We start from the raw sequence: 17,631 nt of genomic DNA, 5'->3' as shown, positions 1-17,631 counted from the left end.
TTCAGTTGCGGCGCGTGTAACCCAAGGTCGCGGTGACATGCATCGATCGGCTGCGATTGCGGGTCAGACCGTCCTCGACCCAGAATTGCGTGCCTCCCAGGAAGGCCAAAGCGCAGGTGGACAGGCAACTGTCCTGTGCGGCGACATGTGTGCTGATCCCGGTCTCGCGGAGATAGGCGGCCAGGTCGAGCCCTTCGGGAAAGCTGCCGCCAGGGCTGTCGAGACACAGGCGTGTGTGGATCACTGCGCGGTCAAATGCGGTTTGGCCGGGCGGAACGACGGCGCGCAGTCGGTCGGTATCTCCATCCACGATCTGCCCCGAGAGCATCGCGTGGCATCCCTCGGGGTGGTCGTTCAGTATCGTGATGTCGGCGGCCTGTGTCGGCGCTGCCAGCGTGAGGAAGGCCAGTGAAAGAAGGGGCAGGGGCGCGACGAAGAATGCCGACAGAGTAGCTTTGTGCGAATACATGCGGGGATCGGGTTTGGTCGAAACGGGCGGGACTGGTGCATCGTCCCGCCAGAAGGCTCAGTCCGTCACCGCGTAGGCATCGGTAAAGCCGGTCTTCTTGATCTTGGCGAGCAGCGTGCCGCGTTCGTCGACCGACATGGCCGGGCCGACGACAACGCGCCAGAAGGTCTTGCCCTTCGAGCTGAAGGTCTTGATCGTCGGCACCATGCCGGCCTGGCGCATCGAGGTGGCCGTGTCCTTGGCGTTCTGCTGAACGCTGAAAATGCCGATCTGGATAAAGGGCTTGTCCAGTCTCGAGGCCTTCGGTGCCGGAGCGGGCGGCTTGGCCGAGGCGACCACGGCGGGTTTCGCGGCGGGCCGTGCCGCCGGTTCGGGACGGGCCGGGGGCAGGGGGGCGCCGTCGATGGCTGCGGCGGCTCCGTCGATCACCGGGTCGAGCGCACCTTCGCTGACTTCGGGGGCCGCGGGCATGGCTCCGGGCGCCGCGGCCAGCGGGTCGCCCGCGGCGGGATCGGTTTCCGGCGCTTCCTCGCGGCGCAGGGCGACAACGTCGAGGTTGGTCGGCTGCCCGGCCAGGACGCCAAGTGCTGCGGCGGCATCGGAGGAGACCTGCAGGCGGGGGCCGGGTGTTTCGCGTTCCTTGCGGAACAGGGCGCCGATCACGAACTTGCCGTTCTGCTGGTTGCGGATGATGACGCGTTCGGGGTCCTTGGCATCGGGATGCGCGACCCAGACGCCACCCAGCGAGGGGCGCCCGTCCCAGAGCCCGGCTTCCTTGGCCTCGAAGACCTCGGGCGCCTCGACATCGCGTGCGGCGCGGGGGCTGTCGGCGGTGCTGGCGCGGGCAACGACATCGCCGTCAGCGTCTTTCGCCTGCAGGAAACCCGGCATCTGCCCATCGGCACAGCCCGAGGCCAGCAGGAGCACGGCCCCCACGGAAGAGAAACGCAGAGTCCTGGAAAGATTGGAAGATTTACCGCTCATGTCTTGCCTCTTGCCCTAGTCGCGCCTCGGGTTGTTTCCCGGGCCCACGCCGGGTTTTCCCGGTCGCGCACTGCCTCAGAGGGGCTCTGACGGCCCCATTCACATGCAAGAATACCCTGTCAAAGCCCACATGGAAAGCCTGCAAAGGGTTTGTACGCGGATTTTCGGAGAGGCGCTTTCAGAATCGGAACGGGCGCACTATCGATGAGCGCCACGGAGGTTTGGCAGAGTGGTCGAATGCGGCGGTCTTGAAAACCGTTGGGCGTGAGAGCGTCCCGTGGGTTCGAATCCCACAGCCTCCGCCAAGAGGTATTGAGTTTAAATGGAAAAGTTGGGCAGTTGCGGTCACACCCGCCAAAATTCCCGCCATGCCATTTGCGCTTGGAGACGACGCCATGCGACATGCTCGGGGCCTGACGGAGCGACGATAAAGAGTCGCGGACCAAGTTGGGTCTCTGCCATCACACATCTGCCGAAGCAAATGCTGCCAGATCGGCGTGTCACTTGCGGCCAGATATCGCCCTGAGCTTCGATTGCGGTTCGCAGCCCCGCCATCCTCCCGCCCCCTTCTCGTCAGTCGAACCTCAAGACTTGCCCCAACGATCAGGCCAAGGCAGGTACTTTGACAAACCGCCCAACATCGAGACCCACCCAAGGCTCGCAAACTCGTCCTCACCACCGACAAGCTGAAAGACCTGGGCGCCGAGAAGCTCGCGCAGCTGGTGCTGGATGAAGCAGAGCGTAACGCCGGGTTCCGGCGGCAGGTCAAGGCGGCACTGGCCGGCAAGTCCGGGCCAGAGGCGATTGCCAAGCTGGTCGACCGTCGCCTCTCCGGCTTGGCGCGGGCCAGGAGTTTCATTGAATGGGACAAGGCCCGCGCCTTCGCCGATGACCTGCGCAGCCTGACTGATACCCTTGCCTCCGAGCTGGGCGCCGCGGCGCCTGCGTTGGCCGTGGACCGACTTTTGCGCTTCATCGCCACGCATGAACAAGTGTTCGAGCGCGTCGATGAGTCCTCGGGCCGTGTTCAGGACATTTATTACCAGGCGATCGCGGCGATCGGCGACCTGGCCCGGCGACTGACACCTGCGGAGGCGGATCAGCTGCCCGAGAAGACCATGACTGCCCTGGGCGAAAACACACACGGCTACCTGGCCGATGTCACCACCGCCGTGGCGCCGCATCTGCCGCAAGACAGCCTGGCGCGCTGGGATGCCGACCTGAAAGAGGTCATCGCGGAGCGGCAGGCCGAGGAAGCGTTGCGCGCGCCGGAGGGTGGGTATTACTCCATGACCTCGCAATGGGGCGAGATGCGCCAGACCATCGCCGCAGCGCGGGGGGATCTCGATCTGCTCGTGCGCTGGAAACGGCAAAGCGCCCGCACATGCAGGACACCCAGGGGATCGCGGCGCAGCTTCTTGAGGCCGGGCGCAGTGCCGAGGCGCTGGATTGGGTGCGCAAGCCGGGGCGGCGCGCTCTTGTTGAGGACGAGGAGGATATGTCCCCGCCACGGGTCAGCCTGGAGGCGCGCATCCTGGAGGCCCTGGGCGACGCACCTGCCGCGCAGGCCCTGCGCCGGCAGTGTTTTGAGGCCACCCTGTCCGCCGAGATCCTGCGGGACTACCTCGGCCAATTGCCGGATTTCGAGGATGTCGAGGCGGAGGACCGCGCCCACGTGCATAACGACGTGCTTAACGACGTGTCTTATTCGGAGGAGCCATGCTGGGCGAGGTTCTGGGTGTCGAACGGCGCCGGCGATGGAGTGAAGACGAGAAGCTGGAGATCTTGTCGGAAGTCGGCCTCGGCGGTGCCTCGGTGACGCAGGTGGCGCAGTGCCACGAGATCACACGCTCCCAGATCTACGGCTGGCGGCGGGATCTGAAGAAGAAGGGCCTATGGTCGCCGGATCGCGGTACCGTTTTCCTGCCGGTGGATTTCGGGTCGTGCCCGGAGCCACGAAGCGCCCCCGCGCCGTCTCGGTCAGTTCCGGTCGAGCTGCGGCTGAGCAACGGTCGCTGCCTTAGGTTCGACAGCGGCATCGATGAAGAGGCGCTGACCCGGTTGATCCGGGCGGTGGACGCGGCTTGATCGGGCCGGGCACAGGGGGCCGGGTCTATCTGGCCTGCGGCGCCACCGACATGAGGAAGGGCATCGCGGGGCTGTCGACTATGGCCCAGGATGTCCTGCGCCAGAAGCCCGCGAGCGGCGCGGTCTTTGCGTTCCGTGGGCGCAAAGGTGACCGGCTGAAGCTGCTTTACTGGGATGGCCAGGGCTTCTGCCTCTATTACAAGGTGCTCGAGCGCGGGCGTTTCCCCTGACCCAACACCGAGGCTGGTATCTCTCGACTGACCTCGGCACAGCTAGCCATGCTCTGGGAAGGGATCGACTGGCGGCGTCCGGACTGGGGTGCGCCGCCGGCACGGGTGGGGTGATTAATCACTCTGATTCCCCTTGTTTTATTGGTTCTTGACGACACGGCGTGGTATCTGTCGGCATGTCCGAAGACGTCGACATTCTCACCGATGACCCCACCGTTCTGAAGGCGATGATCGTCGCGCTTCAGACGGAGAATGCGCGCATGAGGGCTACGCTTCAGGCCCACGAACAGCTGGTCCAGGCGCTGCGCCTGCGGATCGCCAAGTTGCAGAAACAGGCCTTCGGCAAGTCCTCGGAGAAGATCGAATGGGAGATCGCCCAGCTCGAGCTGGCGCTGGAAGACCTGCTGATAGCTGTCGCCGAACAGCGCAATGAACCGGCTGGCGAAGCGGATGCCGGACCTCCCGCCGCTGCGAGAGGATGGTGCAGCCTGCGGCGCCAAGCCGCCCGATTCCGGGCAGCATGGCCGGACCGGGCCTGTTGGCGCATGTGCTGGTCTCCAAGTTCGGTGACCATGTCCTGCTCTATCGCCTCAACGAGATCTACGCGCGCATGGGTGCGGACGTGCCCGACAGCACACTGCTGGACTGGTGCGGCCGGGCGATGAAGGTGCTCGCGCCGATCATCGAGAGGATCGAGGCCAAAGTCATGGCGGCGCCCGTGCTGCATGCGGACGACACGCCAATCCGCGTCCTGGACCGCTCCCGTCGCGACCGCGGCCTCGGCAAGGGGGTCAAGCAGGGGCGGGTCTGGGCCTATGTCTCCGACCAGAGGCCCAGGGCCGGCACTGCGCCGCCAGGCGTGGTCTACCGCTTCTCGCCGGACCGGAAAGGCAAGCATCCGCGTCAGCACCTGCAAAACAGCAGCGGTATCCTTCAGGCGGACGCCTATGCAGGCTTTGGCCAGCTCTACGAGCGCCGCGCGGACGGCAGCAGCCAGTTCCGTGAGGCGGCCTGCTGGGCACATCTGCGGCGTGACTTCCACGATGTCTGGGAGGCTACGACGTCCGAGATCGCGCGGGAGGCGCTCGACCGGATCGGGAAGCTCTACGATGTCGAACGGAGGATCGCCGGCCAACCCGCCGACCTGCGCAAGGCCGCACGGGAGCAGCACTCCCGCCCCCAGGTCGACGCCTTCAAGGCATGGGCCGAGGCCCAGCTGGCGCGCATCCCGGGCAAGGGCGATCCCGCGAAGGCCTTCCGCTACGGGCTCTCCCGCTGGCCCTCATTCGAACTGTTCCTCGAGGATGGTCGCATCGGGATCGATAACAACCCGGCCGAGCGCGCCATGCGCCCGATTGGCGTTGGCCGCCGCAACTGGCTCTTCGCTGGCTCCGACAGCGGCGGGGAGACCCTCGCCCGGGCCATGACCCTGATCGAGACGGCGAAAATGAGCAGGCTGGACCCGCAAGCGTGGCTTGCTGATGTCCTCGACCGCATCCACGATCACAAGATCAACCGGCTCGACGAACTGCTGCCTTGGCAATGGAGGCCGGCTGGGCAGACGCATAGCACGGCGGCCTGATGGCTGCCACGACCTATGTCTGCGCGATCAGTCATGTCGCCAGCGTGCTCGGAGAAGACCCGGATCTTCTCGAGGCCATCGTCAGCACCGACGACAACCTATCCTACGGCAGCATTGTCAGCGTCCAGACCGGTCGCGAAGAATACCTTACCGCTCTGACGGACCAAGGCATCGACGAACTCCGCGACATGCTCCTGTCAGCCCGGGTCTCTGTTGAGGAATGGCACCGCTTCCTTGAGGACATCGTCGGCGAGCCAGACATCATCGCCCGCGTCAAAGGCCAGCCACTGCGGTAGCTATCGGGCGCTTACCCTCGAACCGTTGCTCGCCTGTTCTCGGCAACGACCGCGGGCTTGCCGCCATATCGGCCGGGACGACGCTTGTAGCCGACCTGCGCGACGATCTCAGCCAGTGACGCCAATCGTGCCACGCGGTTCTCCGAGATCCGTTCCCCCTGGTCGCGCAGATCGTCGGTCAGCTTGCGATAGCCGTAGACCTTGCCACTCTCTGCCCAGGCCTGCCTGATCAGTTCGGTCTGCCGCGCATCTTCCCGCGCGCGATGGCTCAGTCGCTCCTTGAGCCGTGCATAGAAGCCGGAGAAGTGGACCCGTAGCACCCGGCACATGGCCCGGACGCCGAACTCCCCGCGATGCGCCCGGATGAAGGCGTACTTCATTGGGACTCGCGCGCGAAGTACGCCGTTGCCTTTTTTAGGATGTCGCGTTCCTCGGTCACCCGAGCCAGTTCGCGCTTCAGGCGCCGGTTCTCGGCCTCATGGTCCACGCCGGACTTCGCAACAGGTTCCTCGAACAGCTTCAGCCACTTGTAGAGAGAATACGTGCTGACGCCCAAACGGTGGGACACCTCCCGAACAGGATACCCGCGCACGGTTATCTGATGCACCGCATCGCGCTTGAACTCGTCGCTGTAGTTGCTTGTCCCCATGGTCGCCTCCTCGGCTCAAAGTAAGGGGGCAAAGCGTCTACAAATCTAGGGGCACCCCAAAGTGCATTTTATGGTTGAACATCTCGGCGAGGGCGCAATTTCGGATAGACTGGCCTCACTTGGTTGGTCCGCGTCGAGTGTCAATTTATGGTCGGCCTTTGGTGCATTGGGGGAAATCATGTCCGGGACCGGCGGGCGCTAGCCCAGAACGCTGTGAGGTCGCTCGGTGTTGTATTGTTTCCTCCATTGTTCGATCAGGATTTGCGCCTCTCGCGGGCTGTAAAAGATCTCGCCGTTGAGCATAGCGATTTGGAAACCTCGACGGACCAGAAGGCGTTCCAGATCTGATCAACCTGGTTGCGGATGGTGCCTGTCAGCATGTGCGCCCCTTGTGGTTTTTGCGGCGAACATTTGGGTGGAGAGGGCAGGGGAGACGTGATGGCGGTGTCTCTGCCTCACACGTGTTCAGCTTGACGGGGTGAAGTTGCAGGAAAGTAGCGCGTCAATTCTGCAGGCGGGATGACCGGCGGCAATGGCTTCGTGGGGCGCTTTCAGATAGGCGAAGGGTTCGCATCAGTTGATTTTCACGGTTGCGCTCAAGGAAGCGATGCGAGCCAAGGTTCGACCGCCATTGTCGTGTCCGGCGGAGAGTGCTTTCGTTCGGATCAGCGCGATGGGGCGGATCATGTTCTCGACTGCGTTGGGGGCGATCTCGACGCGGCCGTCGTGGAGGAAGGTCTGCAGGCCGCCCCACTGGCAATGGATGTAGGTCAGATTCCGGCCAAGGCGCGACTTGGCAGAGACCCGCAGGCGTTGCGATTGCAGCCAGTCGCCGAACTCCGCGACGAGAGGTGCGCTGTGGGCCAGGCGGGCAGACAGGCGCTGACCGGGACCCATGCCTCGGATATCGGTCTCGATGCGGTAGAGTTCGGAGATCCAGCGCAGGCCTTCTGCCGCGATCTCGGAACCGTCGCGGTCGAAGACCTCCTTGAGCTTGTGCCCGGCGTGTCCCCAACAATGCGCGACCGTGATCGGCGCGCCACCATTGCGGGAAGGGCGCGCCAGCCGGTCGTAGCCGGAGCCGTCCAACTGCAGGATGCCATCGAAGCCTTCAAGGATCTGCTCGGAACGCTTGCCACGCACGACATGGTTCAGCTCTGCCACGAGATGCTCAAAGCGCCGGTTCACAGGCCATGTCCTCGAAATGACCGTGTGATTGAACCCGGACAGGTCTTTTGCGCTCAGTGCTGGATAAGTTGGCGATCCCTAGCGCCGTTCACCCCCCCTAATCTGTCCGGTGGTTGCTGAAATCAAACACTCAAGGCCACCTACCGATACTGGGAGACCTCATTGTCGACGATCTGCAGAATTTTCTTAAAATCCCTTGTCATGCGGGCCGTCGGGCCGGAAACGCAAAGCGCATAGGTGTCTCCGGCAAGGCGGATCGGCACGGCCAGGCACGTCAGCCCCAGTGCGTATTCCTCGCGATCAAGGGCATACCCCACCTGCCGAATTTCATCGAAATCGGCGAGCAGTTGCTCTTGGGTCGTGAGCGTGTTCTCGGTCAAGGGCTTCAGGTCGCTGCTCCTGAAAAAGGCGTCCTGCGCTGCTTTGTCCGAGAGAGCAAGCAACAGCTTGCCCGACGCCCTGGCGTGCGTGAAACCGCCCAGGTGCTTCTGTCCGGTGGAGGCGTGAATGGGATTGGTACCGGTCTCGACCGACAGGGAGACAAGGTCACCGTCATACCAACCGGAGGCATAGCTGGTTTCGCCGGTCTTGTCCGCCACCCGTTTGACGATCCCGCGCAATTCGTCCGGGCAGGAGAAATGATTGCGGAACCCGTCGATCAGGTCACCGACGCGCAACCCCAGAACGTAGCTATTGTCGCTGCCTCGGCGCAGCAGGGAAATCGCCTGCAATGTCTGCAACAGGTGATAGGTCGCCTGGGTCGGCAGGCCCGTGGCTTCGCGGATTTCCGCCGCGCTCATCCCGGCTTCGCTTTCCGCGACGCAAAACAGGATCTTTGCGGCCCTCGCCACGGATTGCACCCGAGGCTTGACCGCGGCGGGCTGATCCTTGCCGTCCTTGGCTGGCATCCCCACGAGCGGTTCGTCGGTATCTTCGCTGATATCGTTGTTCATATGTCCAGCACCAGCCTGTTTCCCTTGCAACGCGAGACGCAGAGCGTCATCTGATCGTTTTGTGCATGTTCCTCTTCCGAAAGGAACATGTCCTGATGGTCAGGTATACCGTCTACAACGCGCGTGAGACAGGTCCCGCAGATGCCCTGTTCGCAGGACAGTTCAATGCCGATACCATTCTCCAGCAGGACCTCGGCGATGCTCATGTCGGCTGGCACATCAAAGCTCTGGCCAGCCTTTGCGAGATACACCTCGAAGCCCTCTTGCCCGCCTGTCGACGCGGGCGGCGCGGCGCTGAAGTATTCAAGATGCACAGCATCCCTTGGCCAGTTCCTGCCCGCCTCCGCCACGACCATCTCGATGAACGGGCCCGGCCCGCACAGGTAAAGATGCGATCCCGGGCGATAGGGCGCAAGGATCCGCGCCATTTCGCGCTGAACCTCTTGAGGGGCCAGGCCGAAGTGATGCGAAGTCCTTCCGGCGATCGGCGAACTTGCAATGTGATCAGCAAAGGCCGTCAACTCGGGGGAGCGGGTGAAATAGTGCAGCTCGTAGTCTGTGTCATTGCGCTCCAGCTCTTCGGCCATCGGCAGGATCGGGGTAATCCCGACACCGCCGGCCAGCAGGACGACCCGCTCGGGCCCGGGTGTCATGGGGAAATTGTTGCGCGGATACGATATCGGCAGGATGTCGCCCACGGACAGGGCTTCATGCACATGGCGTGACCCGCCGCGGGAGTTTGCCTCTTTCTTCACCGCAATCCTGTAGCGATCCCCGTCTTCGGGGGAGCCCCAGAGCGAATATTGACGGATCAACCCGTTGGAAAGGTGCAGATCGATATGTGATCCGCAATCGAACGGTGGCAGGGCACCGCCATTGGCCGGGGCTAGGGTGATGCTGATGATTTCGGGGGTTTCTCGGTCGATCGCTTCGACCAGAACATCCAGAGTTCCCTTCATGAATTGCCCCTTATGCGCCGGCTGATTGTACGACGAATTGCCGGACAGTGTGTTTTTGCGCGATCTTCAGAAGCCCGCCGCTGCGGGTCAATTGACCGTGCGAGGTCAGGACCATCGCCGGTCCAGGAACCGTCGGCACCTCGTCCGTTTCCGACTGTCCCGCGTAGAGCGTGATGCACAGGTTGAAACGCGCCCCGTCCAGAGTCTCGTCGATTAGGATGTTGCTGAGGATATGGCGGGTGCGCAGGGTCGGGCTGCGGCCCTCGTAGGCGGTCTCGACCTGCTTCGGCCCCACCAGGACCTCGCCCTTGCGGTGCCATTCGCCGGACGCGGCAAATCGCTTTGCCGCGTCGGAATACCGGCCTTCGTCGATGGCCTGGTAAACTTCGGTCAACAGTTTCTGAGCTTCGAGTTGCATCGCCTGCGTCATGCCGCGTCCTCCTTGTCCGGTCGTGTCACACTGCTGGCCATGGCCTCGACCGAGGCGGTCAGGGCGCCGATGTCGGAGCCCAGCAGAAACAGGCTTATGCCCCTGTCGCGCCAATGTCCGACCTTGGCGGGCGGGCAGAGGCAGCCGGCGACACACGCCGTCCCGGCGAGCTGTCGGATTGCCACGTCCATGGCCTGTGCCACTTCGGGCGCATCGGGTCGGCCGCGGTGGCCAAGCTGGGCCGAAAGATCCATCGGCCCGAAGAAAACTGCATCGACACCATCAACCGCGGCGATCTCGGCGATGTTGTCGAGGCCTTCGCGGCTTTCGATCTGGAGGATCACGGTGATCGGCTCGGCGGGACCGTCGCGGAAATAGCCCTTGTCCATGCCATAGCGCGACGCCCGGATGCTGCCACCGATCCCACGCGTGCCCTCGGGGGCGAAACGGGTCTGGCGCACGATGTCGCGGGCGGCGTCCGCACTGCGTACGTCGGGAACCATGATCCCGGTCACGCCCAGATCGAGGATCGGCTTGATCACTCCGGGTTCGTCCGAGGCGACCCGGACGACGACCGGCTTGCGCTCGGCGATGGCGGCCACCTGCGCATGCATCGCGGGCAGGGCGGTCGCGCCATGCTCTGCCTCTATGACGATGTAGTCCATAGACGAATGGCTGAGGATCTCGGACACTTGGAAAGCCGGGAGGCAGTTGAAGACCCCCAGCACCGGCTCTCCGGCGGCTAGTCGCCGCCGGAAGCTGCTATCATTCGGGACTGTGCTGACAGGTCCGGTCATTCTGCACCAACCTCGGCCGCCTTTGCCTGGTCCTGTGCTGCGGCGGGGGCAAGACCGAGCTTATGGCCGAACCGTTCCACCATCACGTCGTCGAAGGGGATGGTGTCGCTGCAGACATGGCTGCCTGACCGCAGGCGGTAGTTTTGCGGATGCGAATGGGCGGTGGGCAGTAGCCCTTCGTTGTCGAGCGCCTTGGCCGCGTCGAGGATGTAGCGGCGGAACTGCACCACCCCCAGGTCGGAGGAGTTGAGATGCTCCTTGGTCCGGTCGACGATCGGCCCCATGCTTTCCTGGATGGCAGCATCCTGTTCCGACACGCCCTTGATGCCGGTATAGGTCCGGGTTTTCTGATCCTCGCGGTCGATCAGGAAATCATTAGTGATGTTGCGGAGCGGTACATAGTTCTCGTCCGTCGCCGCGTGGATCGACGCGCCGTTCCGGAACCGCTCCACCTCGTCCTCGCCCAGCTTCCGGTCCGGGTTCCAAGTGTAGTTGAAGATCCAGCAGGTTTCGTCATCGATTGGTACCCAGCACTGACCGTGCATGTTTTCGCCCGGAAACGCGTTTGGGGCGAGCCCGTGGTTGGGCATCAGGAACTGGCTGATGCGCCAGTAGGTGTCGCCCTCATCGGCGTAGCGAGCCCCTCCGATGACCAGCCCGGCCTCGTGCTTGGTGATCGAGAAGCGCGGCGCTCCGTCGTTTCGGATCCAGCCGATGCGCCGTTCGTCGGCCGAGGATTCGGCCACGAAAGCATCTTTGCCGAAATTGATCTTGCCGCCGACCAGCGGCATGTGCAGGAACGAGAAATGCGCGGTGTCCAGCGCGCCTTCGCAGGCCTGCGCCCAGTTGGAAAATTGGTATTTCTTCGAGACGTAGACCTGGTCAGCGGGCATGTCGAGAAAGTCGAACTGGGGCATCTCGGGCATCAGTTCCTCGGGTCCGAGATAGACCCAGACCAGCCCGCCGGCTTCGCGTGTCGGATAGGTCTTCAGCTTGATCTTCTTGCACATCTTCTCGCGCTGGCCGTTATCGGGCAGTGTGGGAATATCAAGGCAGTTGCCATCGACATCGAATTTCCAGCCGTGGTAGGCGCAGCGAATGCCGCCTTCTTCCACGCGCCCGAAGAACAGGTTGGCGCCGCGGTGCGGGCAGGTCGGGGTGATCAACTGGGCACGCCCGTCGCTATCGCGGATCGCGACCATGTCGGTGTCCAGGATCTTGACCCGCCGCGGCGGGCAATCCGGTTCGGGCAATTCGCGCGACAGTAAGGCGGGCTGCCAGAAAAAGCGGAACAGCTGGCCCATCGGGCGGTCGGGGCCGGTTTCGGTCAGGATGGCGTTTTTCTCTGCGGTCAACATGTCGGTCTCCTCCTCGGGTCCGTGTCAGGAATCCACGCCGAGCGCGTCGGCGATCTTGTCGTGCAACAGCTGGAACTTGTCGCGATCCGTCCGGTCCTCCGGCGTCGGGCTGACCTCCAGCAGAAGGCGCGCGGGCGCCCCCAAGACAAGAATGCGGTCCGCCATCTCGATGGCGTCGTCGATGCGGTGCGTGATGAACAGGCAGGTCTTGCGGTATTCACGGATCACCGCGCTGACATCCGAGCGCAGGGTCTGCGATGTGACGTGGTCCAGCTGGCTGAAACATTCGTCCAGCAGCAGGATTTCCGGGTCGATGGCCAGCGCCCGGGCCAGGCTGACCCGCTGGCGCATGCCGCCCGACAGTTCATGCGGATAGAGATCCGCGGCATCCGCCAGATTGACGCGCGCCAGCCATTCCCGGGCCTTTTCCCGGATTTCCGCCTTGTGGTAGTGCAGGATCTGCAGGCCCAGTTCCACGTTCTCGATCGCGGTGCGCCAGGGCAGCAGCCGGTCGGTTTGGAACCCGACCGAGATCGTGCGCCGCAGCTTGCGGAAATCCTTGTTGGGATCCATGCCCATCACCCGCACGCGCCCGCTGGTCGGGCTCATGTTGCCCATGATCAGGTTCAGCGCGGTGCTCTTGCCCGCCCCAGTGCGCCCCAGGAACGAGACGATCTCGCCGCGGTTGACGTGAAAGGACAGGTTCTCGATGGCCGTGACGGCGCCGAACTGCTTGTTGACCTGATCGATCAGGATGGCCGGTTCCTGGGTTTCGACCGGCGAAAAATCTGCATGCATGTTCATCACCGTACCTCGACTTCGGGTCTGTAGCTGAGGACGCGCTTTTCAAGGACCGCGACCAGGGATTGGGAAAGGATGTTGAGAACCACCAGTAGCAGCGTCCAGGCAAAGACTGCGGCGATGTCGAAATTGGCCTGCGCCAGCCCCATCTGGGCACCAATCCCCACCGCCGACGCGATCAGTTCGGCAAAGATCACCATCCGCGTAGCATAGCCGATCACCGATCGCGTGGTGGTGAAAACGTAGGCCACGATATGCGGCAGGATCAGGTAGCGCAGCACCTGCCAGCGGCTGGGCCGGAAGCTTTCGCACATTTCCAGCCATTCTTTCGGCAGCGCGCGAATGCCGTCAAAGACGTTAAGCGCGTAGAAGGGGATCAGGATCACCGACATGATGAAGAAGATCCGGATTTCCGGTTCCTTGAACCAGAAGACCGCGATCAGCATCCAGGACAGCGCCGGGATGCCGGTGTCGATGACCACCAGCGAACGGATGTAGGGGCGCAGTCCGGGCAGCATGCCCATGACGACGCCAAGCACCGTGCCGACGACCATGGCAAAAACCAGGGCCACGAGAAGCCGGATAAGGGTGACGAGGATTTCGTCCCAGAGGGGAAGGATCTGTGTCCAGAGCTTTTCAGCGATCAGCAGTGGCGGCGGCGCGATATAGTCGGGCGCGAACAGGCTGGCGACCTGCAGGGCCGCGATGATCAGCAGGATCACGATGAGGCCGGCAAAACGGTCACGCTTGATCAGACTGCTGAAATTGAAGACGGACGCAGTGGTGCGGGTCATTGTGGTGTCGTTGGATGACATTGGTCCACCCTATGTTTGGCCGGACCACAACCCGCGCGAACGGGTTGCGGCCCTGGCACGGATGCCATCAGGAAGCGAAGAAACCGTCTTGGATTTCTGCACCGTCCTTGTCGATGAAGGCCTGCGCCTGCCGGATCAGGTCGCGGCCCGTATCTGCGAGCATCGAATAGGACTCGAACTTGAGCCGCCCGGCCTCATGCGCGCCCATGAGCACCTCGGGATCGAGGTTCAGGTGCGGCGCGGCAATTGTGAACGCCTCCATCGGGTCAGCATTGATCTGATCCATCAGCTGGGCAAAGGTCGCGTGGACCTTGCCCGCGATGTCGCCGTCCCGTTCGATGGCCTCATCGCGCACGGCGCAGCCGAAATAGGGCAGGACCTTGCCAGTGGCGGCATGGTATTCGTCGCCAAGGTTGAAGATCGGGCGCATAGTGTCGATTTTCGCCATCGCGGCAGAGACATTCGGCTCCCACGACAAGGCCGCGTCGACGTTCTGGGCCATCAGCAGCGTCATCGCCTGGGCCGGGCTGGGCACGTTCTGGACCACGACGTCCTTGCCGAGTTTCATGCCGTAAATGTTCGCGATCGCCGACTTGCACATGTTGAAGGCGCCCGAGGCGGCGATGCCGGACAGGGACTTGCCGTGCAGCCCTTCGACGCTCGACGGTCCGTCCTGACGGCTGACGATGTTGATCATGTCGCCGGTGGTGAAGGTCGTCGCCATCTTCGCGGGCACGGATTTGCGGTGCATGCGCAGGTAGGTATCCCAGGCACCGATCCCCAGCTCGAAAGTGCCGGAAATAAAGTCGCTGTAGTAGCTCGACACCGAGGTGTATTCATTGGTGATGTCGATCTCCAGACCGTTGTCCAGGTCGGGTCGCTTCGCCTTCAGGTTCTCGTTGATGATGACACTGACGCCGGTCTTGAGCGTCGCATAGGTCAGCTTGGTGCGGTTGCCCTGGGCCAGGAGCGGCCTGCTGCCCAGGAAGGGTGTCGCGGCAAGGGCGAGGCCCGTGCCCGCGAATTGTCGTCTTGTTAGTGTCATGGTTTCTCCTCCAGATCAGGGTTCAAGTCGTTCTCAGAACGCGCTGCGGAACATCCCCCCGTCCATCAGCAGGTTCTGACCAGTAATGAAGCCGGCCTGCGGGCTGCACAGGAAAGCGCAGGCGTGGCCGAATTCGGCGGGCGCCCCCAGGCGCCCGGCGGGAATGGTCGCAAGGCGTTCGGCCGCGAGCTCCTCGATTGGGCGCCCAAGGCGTTCGGCGCGGGCACGCAGCCCCCCGCGTGACCGTTCGGTGTCGAAGTAGCCGGGCATCAACTGATTGATGGTGACATTGTCCCCGGCCACATCGCGCGCGATGCCCGCCAAGAAGGATGTCAGCCCGGCGCGGGCGCCACTGGACAGGTCAAGGCCCGATATAGGCATCTTCACCGTGACCGAGGTGATGTTGACGATGCGCCCGAACCGGCGCGCGGCCATGCCGTCGATCACGCGTTGGATCATCTCGATCGGCGCCAGCATGTTGGCCCTCAAGCCCGCTTCCATGTCGGCTCGGTCGAGCGTCCGGAAATCGCCGATCGGCGGGCCGCCATTGTTGTTCACCAGAATGTCCGGCTCCGGGCAGGCCTCCAGCAGTCTTTCCTGGGTGTCGGGATCCGTGATGTCTCCGGCAACTGGAATTACATCCACGCCAGTTTCGGCCGAGACCAGGTCAATCGCCGTCTGTTTGAGGCGTGTCTCGTCTCGACCGTTCAGGACAACCGACGCGCCGGCCCTTGCAAGGGCCTCGGCGCATCCACGCCCGAGGCCGCTGCTTGAGGCGCAGACAATCGCGCGACGGCCCGTCAGATCGATGGCGATGCTCATGGATCATTCCTTTCCCAGTTGGGTCAGCACGCGCGCGGCCACGGTTTCCGCATTCGGCAAAACCTGCCGTTGGAGAACCGGAGAAGCCGGCATCCGCATGTCGGGGGTTCCCAAGCGTCCGATATTTTCGATCCCGGCTTCGCGCAGGCGGCACAGAAGCTCGGCGCCGACGCCGCCGGTCTGGTTGGCTTCATGCATCACGAAGGCCGCATTGCCGGCCTTGCGGATTTCTTTGATCAGCGCGGCCTCGGGCAGGGGCGACAGCCAACGCAGGTCAATCACCGAGGCCTCTACGCCGGAGTCGGCCAGCAGTTCGGCGGCCAGTTCGACAACAGGCATTCCGGTGCTCCAGCTGACCAGCGCGATGTCCTTGCCCGTGCGCCGCGTCCGCAGGCCGCCAATGGGCTGCACCGGGGCGGAGAAATCGACGGTTTCCTGGCGTTGGTAGAACGCCCGGGATTCGATGATGATGGTGGGGTCGTCGCATGCGATGGCCGCGCGCAGCATGTCATGCGCATCCTGTGCGGTCGATGGCAGGCCGATGCGCAGACCGGGGGTATGGAACAACAGGGCTTCCAGGCTCTGGCTGTGCTGCGCGCAAGAGCCCGGCGTGACCCCTTGCTGCATCCTCACCACCAGTGGTGCTGTGCAGGTGCCGCGGGTGAGGTAGCGCAGGTTGGCCATCTGATTGATGATCTGGTCGAGGGCGACCAACATGAAATCTGCCCACATGATCTCGACAACCGGGCGCTGGCCCATCATCGCCGCGCCCAGTGCCGAGCCGAGGATCGCGCTTTCGGAGATCGGGGTGTCGAAAACCCGCGTCGCGCCGAATTCCTTTTGCAGGTTGCGGGTGCACCCGAAGATGCCGCCGCCGACGCCGACATCCTCGCCGTAGACCAGCAATTCGGGCCGTGCGTTGAGTTCGGCCTGCAACGCGGCAGCGACGGCCTTGCCGTAGGTGGTTTCGCTGGGCTCATCGCTGCCGGCGACTGCAGCAACCGGGGAGGGGGCAGCACCGATGATGTGATCCATCGCCGTGGCCGGATCGGGTTCGGGCGCGGCGATGACCTCGGTCCGCAGTTGTTCCAGCTCGTTTTCCAGGTCCTGGTCGATCTGGCTCAGCTCGGCCTCGGAGATCGTGCCCTCCTGCACCAGCCGGGTACGGAGCGCGACGAGCGGATCGCGGGTTTCGGCCTCGCGGACATCGGACCGCGGGCGATAGTGCTGCAGGTCCTTGTTGTAATGCCCCCATAGCCGGACCGTGTTGAATTCGAGGAATACCGGCGCGTCTTTCTCAAGGATATAGGTGCGGGCGGAGGCGACGCTGTCCCGGACAGCGATAGGGTCGTTGCCCTCGACCGTGGCGGAGCGCATGCCATAGGCCCGCGCGCGTTGTGCTTGGCGCGGCATTGGTGAAACGGTGTCGGAGCGGGTCATTTCCGCCCAACCGTTGTTTTCGCAGATGAAGAGCACCGGCAGCTTGTTGAGCGCCGCGAAGGTCATCGCCTCGTGCACGGCGCCCTGATTCATCGCGCCATCGCCAATACTCACGACCGAGATGCCGCCCGTTCCCTGGATTTTCTGCGCCATCGCCACGCCCGCGGCGATCGGGTAACCGGCGCCGACGATAGAGTTTTCGCCGATGAAACGATGCTCTGGCGCGATCATCATGGCGGAACCGGCCCGGCCGCCGTTGATGCCCGTTCCCTTGTGGGCGATCTCGCTTAGCACCTCGAACGCGGGGATGCCGGCTTCCAACGCCCAGCCGTGGCCGCGATAGGTTGCCGAGATACGGTCTTCGGGATGCAAAGCTTCGGCGGTTCCGACCGGAATCGCCTCTTGCCCGGCGCAGAGGTGGATCGACCCGATCGCCACCGGGGTTTTGCCGGAGCTGAACTCCCGGCAGAGACGCTCGATCCCCCGGATCAGGGACATTCTGCGATAGGCGGACAGTGAGAAATTGACGTCGTCGGTTTTCTTCAGCATGGGGCGATCCTGGTCAGCGCAATGTATCATTATTTGACACATCTATCATATCAAGATAGTTCGTCGCAAGAGATTATTGCGGAAAAACGCGGCATGTCGGGCAGCGGAGGGCGTCAAAATGGGCGCTATCGCGAGCCGAGAGAGTCGATTTTCTCAGTGATTTCATGTCGTTAGAA

At 63.4% G+C, this 17,631-nt stretch carries 16 protein-coding genes, 1 tRNA gene and 5 pseudogenes; 7 read left to right on the top strand and 15 right to left on the bottom strand.

Annotated features, from left to right (window positions below; translation table 11 throughout):
- Position 1: 1 nt before the first annotated feature.
- Both BLQ71_RS22185 and BLQ71_RS22180 read right to left on the bottom strand, forming a co-directional pair.
- On the bottom strand, positions 2 to 469 hold the full coding sequence (locus tag BLQ71_RS22185) for a hypothetical protein (RefSeq protein ID WP_074623293.1): 468 nt from the start codon (positions 467 to 469) through the stop codon (positions 2 to 4).
- 57 nt (positions 470 to 526) lie between these two features.
- On the bottom strand, positions 527 to 1,453 hold the full coding sequence (locus BLQ71_RS22180) for an SPOR domain-containing protein (protein ID WP_074623292.1): 927 nt from the start codon (positions 1,451 to 1,453) through the stop codon (positions 527 to 529).
- 215 nt (positions 1,454 to 1,668) lie between these two features.
- On the opposite strand from BLQ71_RS22180, the gene BLQ71_RS22175 reads away from it, so the two are divergent.
- The 7 genes and pseudogenes from BLQ71_RS22175 to BLQ71_RS22145 all read left to right on the top strand — a co-directional run bounded on the left by BLQ71_RS22175 (position 1,669) and on the right by BLQ71_RS22145 (position 5,649).
- A tRNA-Ser gene (locus BLQ71_RS22175) sits at positions 1,669 to 1,758 on the top strand.
- A gap of 417 nt (positions 1,759 to 2,175) precedes the next feature.
- A pseudogene (locus BLQ71_RS27180) lies at positions 2,176 to 2,778 on the top strand (DUF6880 family protein); the annotation flags it as partial.
- A gap of 59 nt (positions 2,779 to 2,837) precedes the next feature.
- Positions 2,838 to 3,272, top strand: coding sequence for a DUF6880 family protein (locus tag BLQ71_RS27175; protein WP_133066190.1), 435 nt, complete (start codon positions 2,838 to 2,840; stop codon positions 3,270 to 3,272).
- Positions 3,239 to 3,541: a hypothetical protein gene (locus tag BLQ71_RS22160; protein ID WP_229754954.1), complete on the top strand. Its 303-nt coding sequence runs from the start codon at positions 3,239 to 3,241 to the stop codon at positions 3,539 to 3,541. The genes BLQ71_RS27175 and BLQ71_RS22160 overlap by 34 nt, the downstream gene beginning before the upstream one ends.
- Positions 3,538 to 3,771 (top strand): IS66 family insertion sequence element accessory protein TnpB, encoded by a 234-nt coding sequence (gene tnpB / locus BLQ71_RS27170; protein ID WP_373286053.1) that lies wholly within the window; start codon positions 3,538 to 3,540, stop codon positions 3,769 to 3,771. The genes BLQ71_RS22160 and tnpB overlap by 4 nt, the downstream gene beginning before the upstream one ends.
- A 176-nt stretch (positions 3,772 to 3,947) precedes the next feature.
- Positions 3,948 to 5,353: pseudogene (tnpC, locus tag BLQ71_RS22150) on the top strand (IS66 family transposase).
- A complete protein-coding gene (locus BLQ71_RS22145) occupies positions 5,353 to 5,649 on the top strand; it encodes a hypothetical protein (RefSeq protein ID WP_074623289.1) in 297 nt (98 codons plus the stop codon). Before tnpC ends, BLQ71_RS22145 begins: the two are co-directional and overlap by 1 nt.
- A gap of 35 nt (positions 5,650 to 5,684) precedes the next feature.
- Here BLQ71_RS22145 and BLQ71_RS26905 read toward each other — a convergent pair.
- The 13 genes and pseudogenes from BLQ71_RS26905 to BLQ71_RS22075 all read right to left on the bottom strand — a co-directional run.
- A pseudogene (locus BLQ71_RS26905) lies at positions 5,685 to 6,298 on the bottom strand (IS3 family transposase); the annotation flags it as partial.
- 198 nt (positions 6,299 to 6,496) lie between these two features.
- Positions 6,497 to 6,601 (bottom strand): annotated as a pseudogene (locus BLQ71_RS22130) (integrase core domain-containing protein); the annotation flags it as partial.
- 162 nt (positions 6,602 to 6,763) lie between these two features.
- Positions 6,764 to 7,435: pseudogene (locus BLQ71_RS22125) on the bottom strand (IS66 family transposase); the annotation flags it as partial.
- 191 nt (positions 7,436 to 7,626) lie between these two features.
- Entirely contained in the window at positions 7,627 to 8,439 is an 813-nt protein-coding gene (locus BLQ71_RS22120; protein WP_083342339.1) for an IclR family transcriptional regulator, read from the bottom strand.
- On the bottom strand, positions 8,436 to 9,398 hold the full coding sequence (locus BLQ71_RS22115; protein ID WP_069086685.1) for a PDR/VanB family oxidoreductase: 963 nt from the start codon (positions 9,396 to 9,398) through the stop codon (positions 8,436 to 8,438). The genes BLQ71_RS22120 and BLQ71_RS22115 overlap by 4 nt, the downstream gene beginning before the upstream one ends.
- A gap of 10 nt (positions 9,399 to 9,408) precedes the next feature.
- On the bottom strand, positions 9,409 to 9,828 hold the full coding sequence (locus BLQ71_RS22110) for a nuclear transport factor 2 family protein (RefSeq protein WP_043141373.1): 420 nt from the start codon (positions 9,826 to 9,828) through the stop codon (positions 9,409 to 9,411).
- Positions 9,825 to 10,625, bottom strand: coding sequence for an HpcH/HpaI aldolase family protein (locus tag BLQ71_RS22105; RefSeq protein WP_083342338.1), 801 nt, complete (start codon positions 10,623 to 10,625; stop codon positions 9,825 to 9,827). The genes BLQ71_RS22110 and BLQ71_RS22105 overlap by 4 nt, the downstream gene beginning before the upstream one ends.
- Positions 10,622 to 11,983: a Rieske 2Fe-2S domain-containing protein gene (locus BLQ71_RS22100; protein WP_074623286.1), complete on the bottom strand. Its 1,362-nt coding sequence runs from the start codon at positions 11,981 to 11,983 to the stop codon at positions 10,622 to 10,624. The genes BLQ71_RS22105 and BLQ71_RS22100 overlap by 4 nt, the downstream gene beginning before the upstream one ends.
- A gap of 24 nt (positions 11,984 to 12,007) precedes the next feature.
- Positions 12,008 to 12,781: an ABC transporter ATP-binding protein gene (locus BLQ71_RS22095; protein ID WP_069208487.1), complete on the bottom strand. Its 774-nt coding sequence runs from the start codon at positions 12,779 to 12,781 to the stop codon at positions 12,008 to 12,010.
- A gap of 5 nt (positions 12,782 to 12,786) precedes the next feature.
- Positions 12,787 to 13,578 carry an ABC transporter permease gene (locus BLQ71_RS22090; protein WP_198543985.1) on the bottom strand — a complete coding sequence of 264 codons (792 nt, stop codon included), beginning with the start codon at positions 13,576 to 13,578 and terminating at the stop codon, positions 12,787 to 12,789.
- A gap of 88 nt (positions 13,579 to 13,666) precedes the next feature.
- Positions 13,667 to 14,644, bottom strand: coding sequence for an ABC transporter substrate-binding protein (locus BLQ71_RS22085; protein WP_043141375.1), 978 nt, complete (start codon positions 14,642 to 14,644; stop codon positions 13,667 to 13,669).
- A 33-nt stretch (positions 14,645 to 14,677) separates the two neighbouring features.
- Positions 14,678 to 15,460 carry an SDR family oxidoreductase gene (locus BLQ71_RS22080; RefSeq protein ID WP_175459254.1) on the bottom strand — a complete coding sequence of 261 codons (783 nt, stop codon included), beginning with the start codon at positions 15,458 to 15,460 and terminating at the stop codon, positions 14,678 to 14,680.
- Between the two features lie 9 nt (positions 15,461 to 15,469).
- Complete coding sequence (locus tag BLQ71_RS22075) at positions 15,470 to 17,455, bottom strand: alpha-ketoacid dehydrogenase subunit alpha/beta (RefSeq protein ID WP_043141380.1); 1,986 nt, start codon at positions 17,453 to 17,455, stop codon at positions 15,470 to 15,472.
- Positions 17,456 to 17,631: the final 176 nt, after the last annotated feature.

The organism is Antarctobacter albus (genome assembly GCF_900101505.1).
Taxonomy (GTDB): Bacteria; Pseudomonadota; Alphaproteobacteria; order Rhodobacterales; family Rhodobacteraceae; genus Antarctobacter; species Antarctobacter albus.
This window is presented reverse-complemented; position numbering and strand designations above follow the sequence as displayed.

What these genes read in the sequence shown, in the direction of transcription:
- BLQ71_RS22185 (WP_074623293.1), bottom strand. Translation starts at nt 469, where the DNA reads ATGTATTCGCACAAAGCTACTCTGTCGGCATTCTTCGTCGCGCCCCTG.
- BLQ71_RS22180 (WP_074623292.1), bottom strand. Translation starts at nt 1,453, where the DNA reads ATGAGCGGTAAATCTTCCAATCTTTCCAGGACTCTGCGTTTCTCTTCC.
- BLQ71_RS27175 (WP_133066190.1), top strand. Translation starts at nt 2,838, where the DNA reads ATGCAGGACACCCAGGGGATCGCGGCGCAGCTTCTTGAGGCCGGGCGC.
- BLQ71_RS22145 (WP_074623289.1), top strand. Translation starts at nt 5,353, where the DNA reads ATGGCTGCCACGACCTATGTCTGCGCGATCAGTCATGTCGCCAGCGTG.
- BLQ71_RS22120 (WP_083342339.1), bottom strand. Translation starts at nt 8,439, where the DNA reads ATGAACAACGATATCAGCGAAGATACCGACGAACCGCTCGTGGGGATG.
- BLQ71_RS22115 (WP_069086685.1), bottom strand. Translation starts at nt 9,398, where the DNA reads ATGAAGGGAACTCTGGATGTTCTGGTCGAAGCGATCGACCGAGAAACC.
- BLQ71_RS22110 (WP_043141373.1), bottom strand. Translation starts at nt 9,828, where the DNA reads ATGACGCAGGCGATGCAACTCGAAGCTCAGAAACTGTTGACCGAAGTT.
- BLQ71_RS22105 (WP_083342338.1), bottom strand. Translation starts at nt 10,625, where the DNA reads ATGACCGGACCTGTCAGCACAGTCCCGAATGATAGCAGCTTCCGGCGG.
- BLQ71_RS22100 (WP_074623286.1), bottom strand. Translation starts at nt 11,983, where the DNA reads ATGTTGACCGCAGAGAAAAACGCCATCCTGACCGAAACCGGCCCCGAC.
- BLQ71_RS22095 (WP_069208487.1), bottom strand. Translation starts at nt 12,781, where the DNA reads ATGCATGCAGATTTTTCGCCGGTCGAAACCCAGGAACCGGCCATCCTG.
- BLQ71_RS22090 (WP_198543985.1), bottom strand. Translation starts at nt 13,578, where the DNA reads ATGACCCGCACCACTGCGTCCGTCTTCAATTTCAGCAGTCTGATCAAG.
- BLQ71_RS22085 (WP_043141375.1), bottom strand. Translation starts at nt 14,644, where the DNA reads ATGACACTAACAAGACGACAATTCGCGGGCACGGGCCTCGCCCTTGCC.
- BLQ71_RS22075 (WP_043141380.1), bottom strand. Translation starts at nt 17,455, where the DNA reads ATGCTGAAGAAAACCGACGACGTCAATTTCTCACTGTCCGCCTATCGC.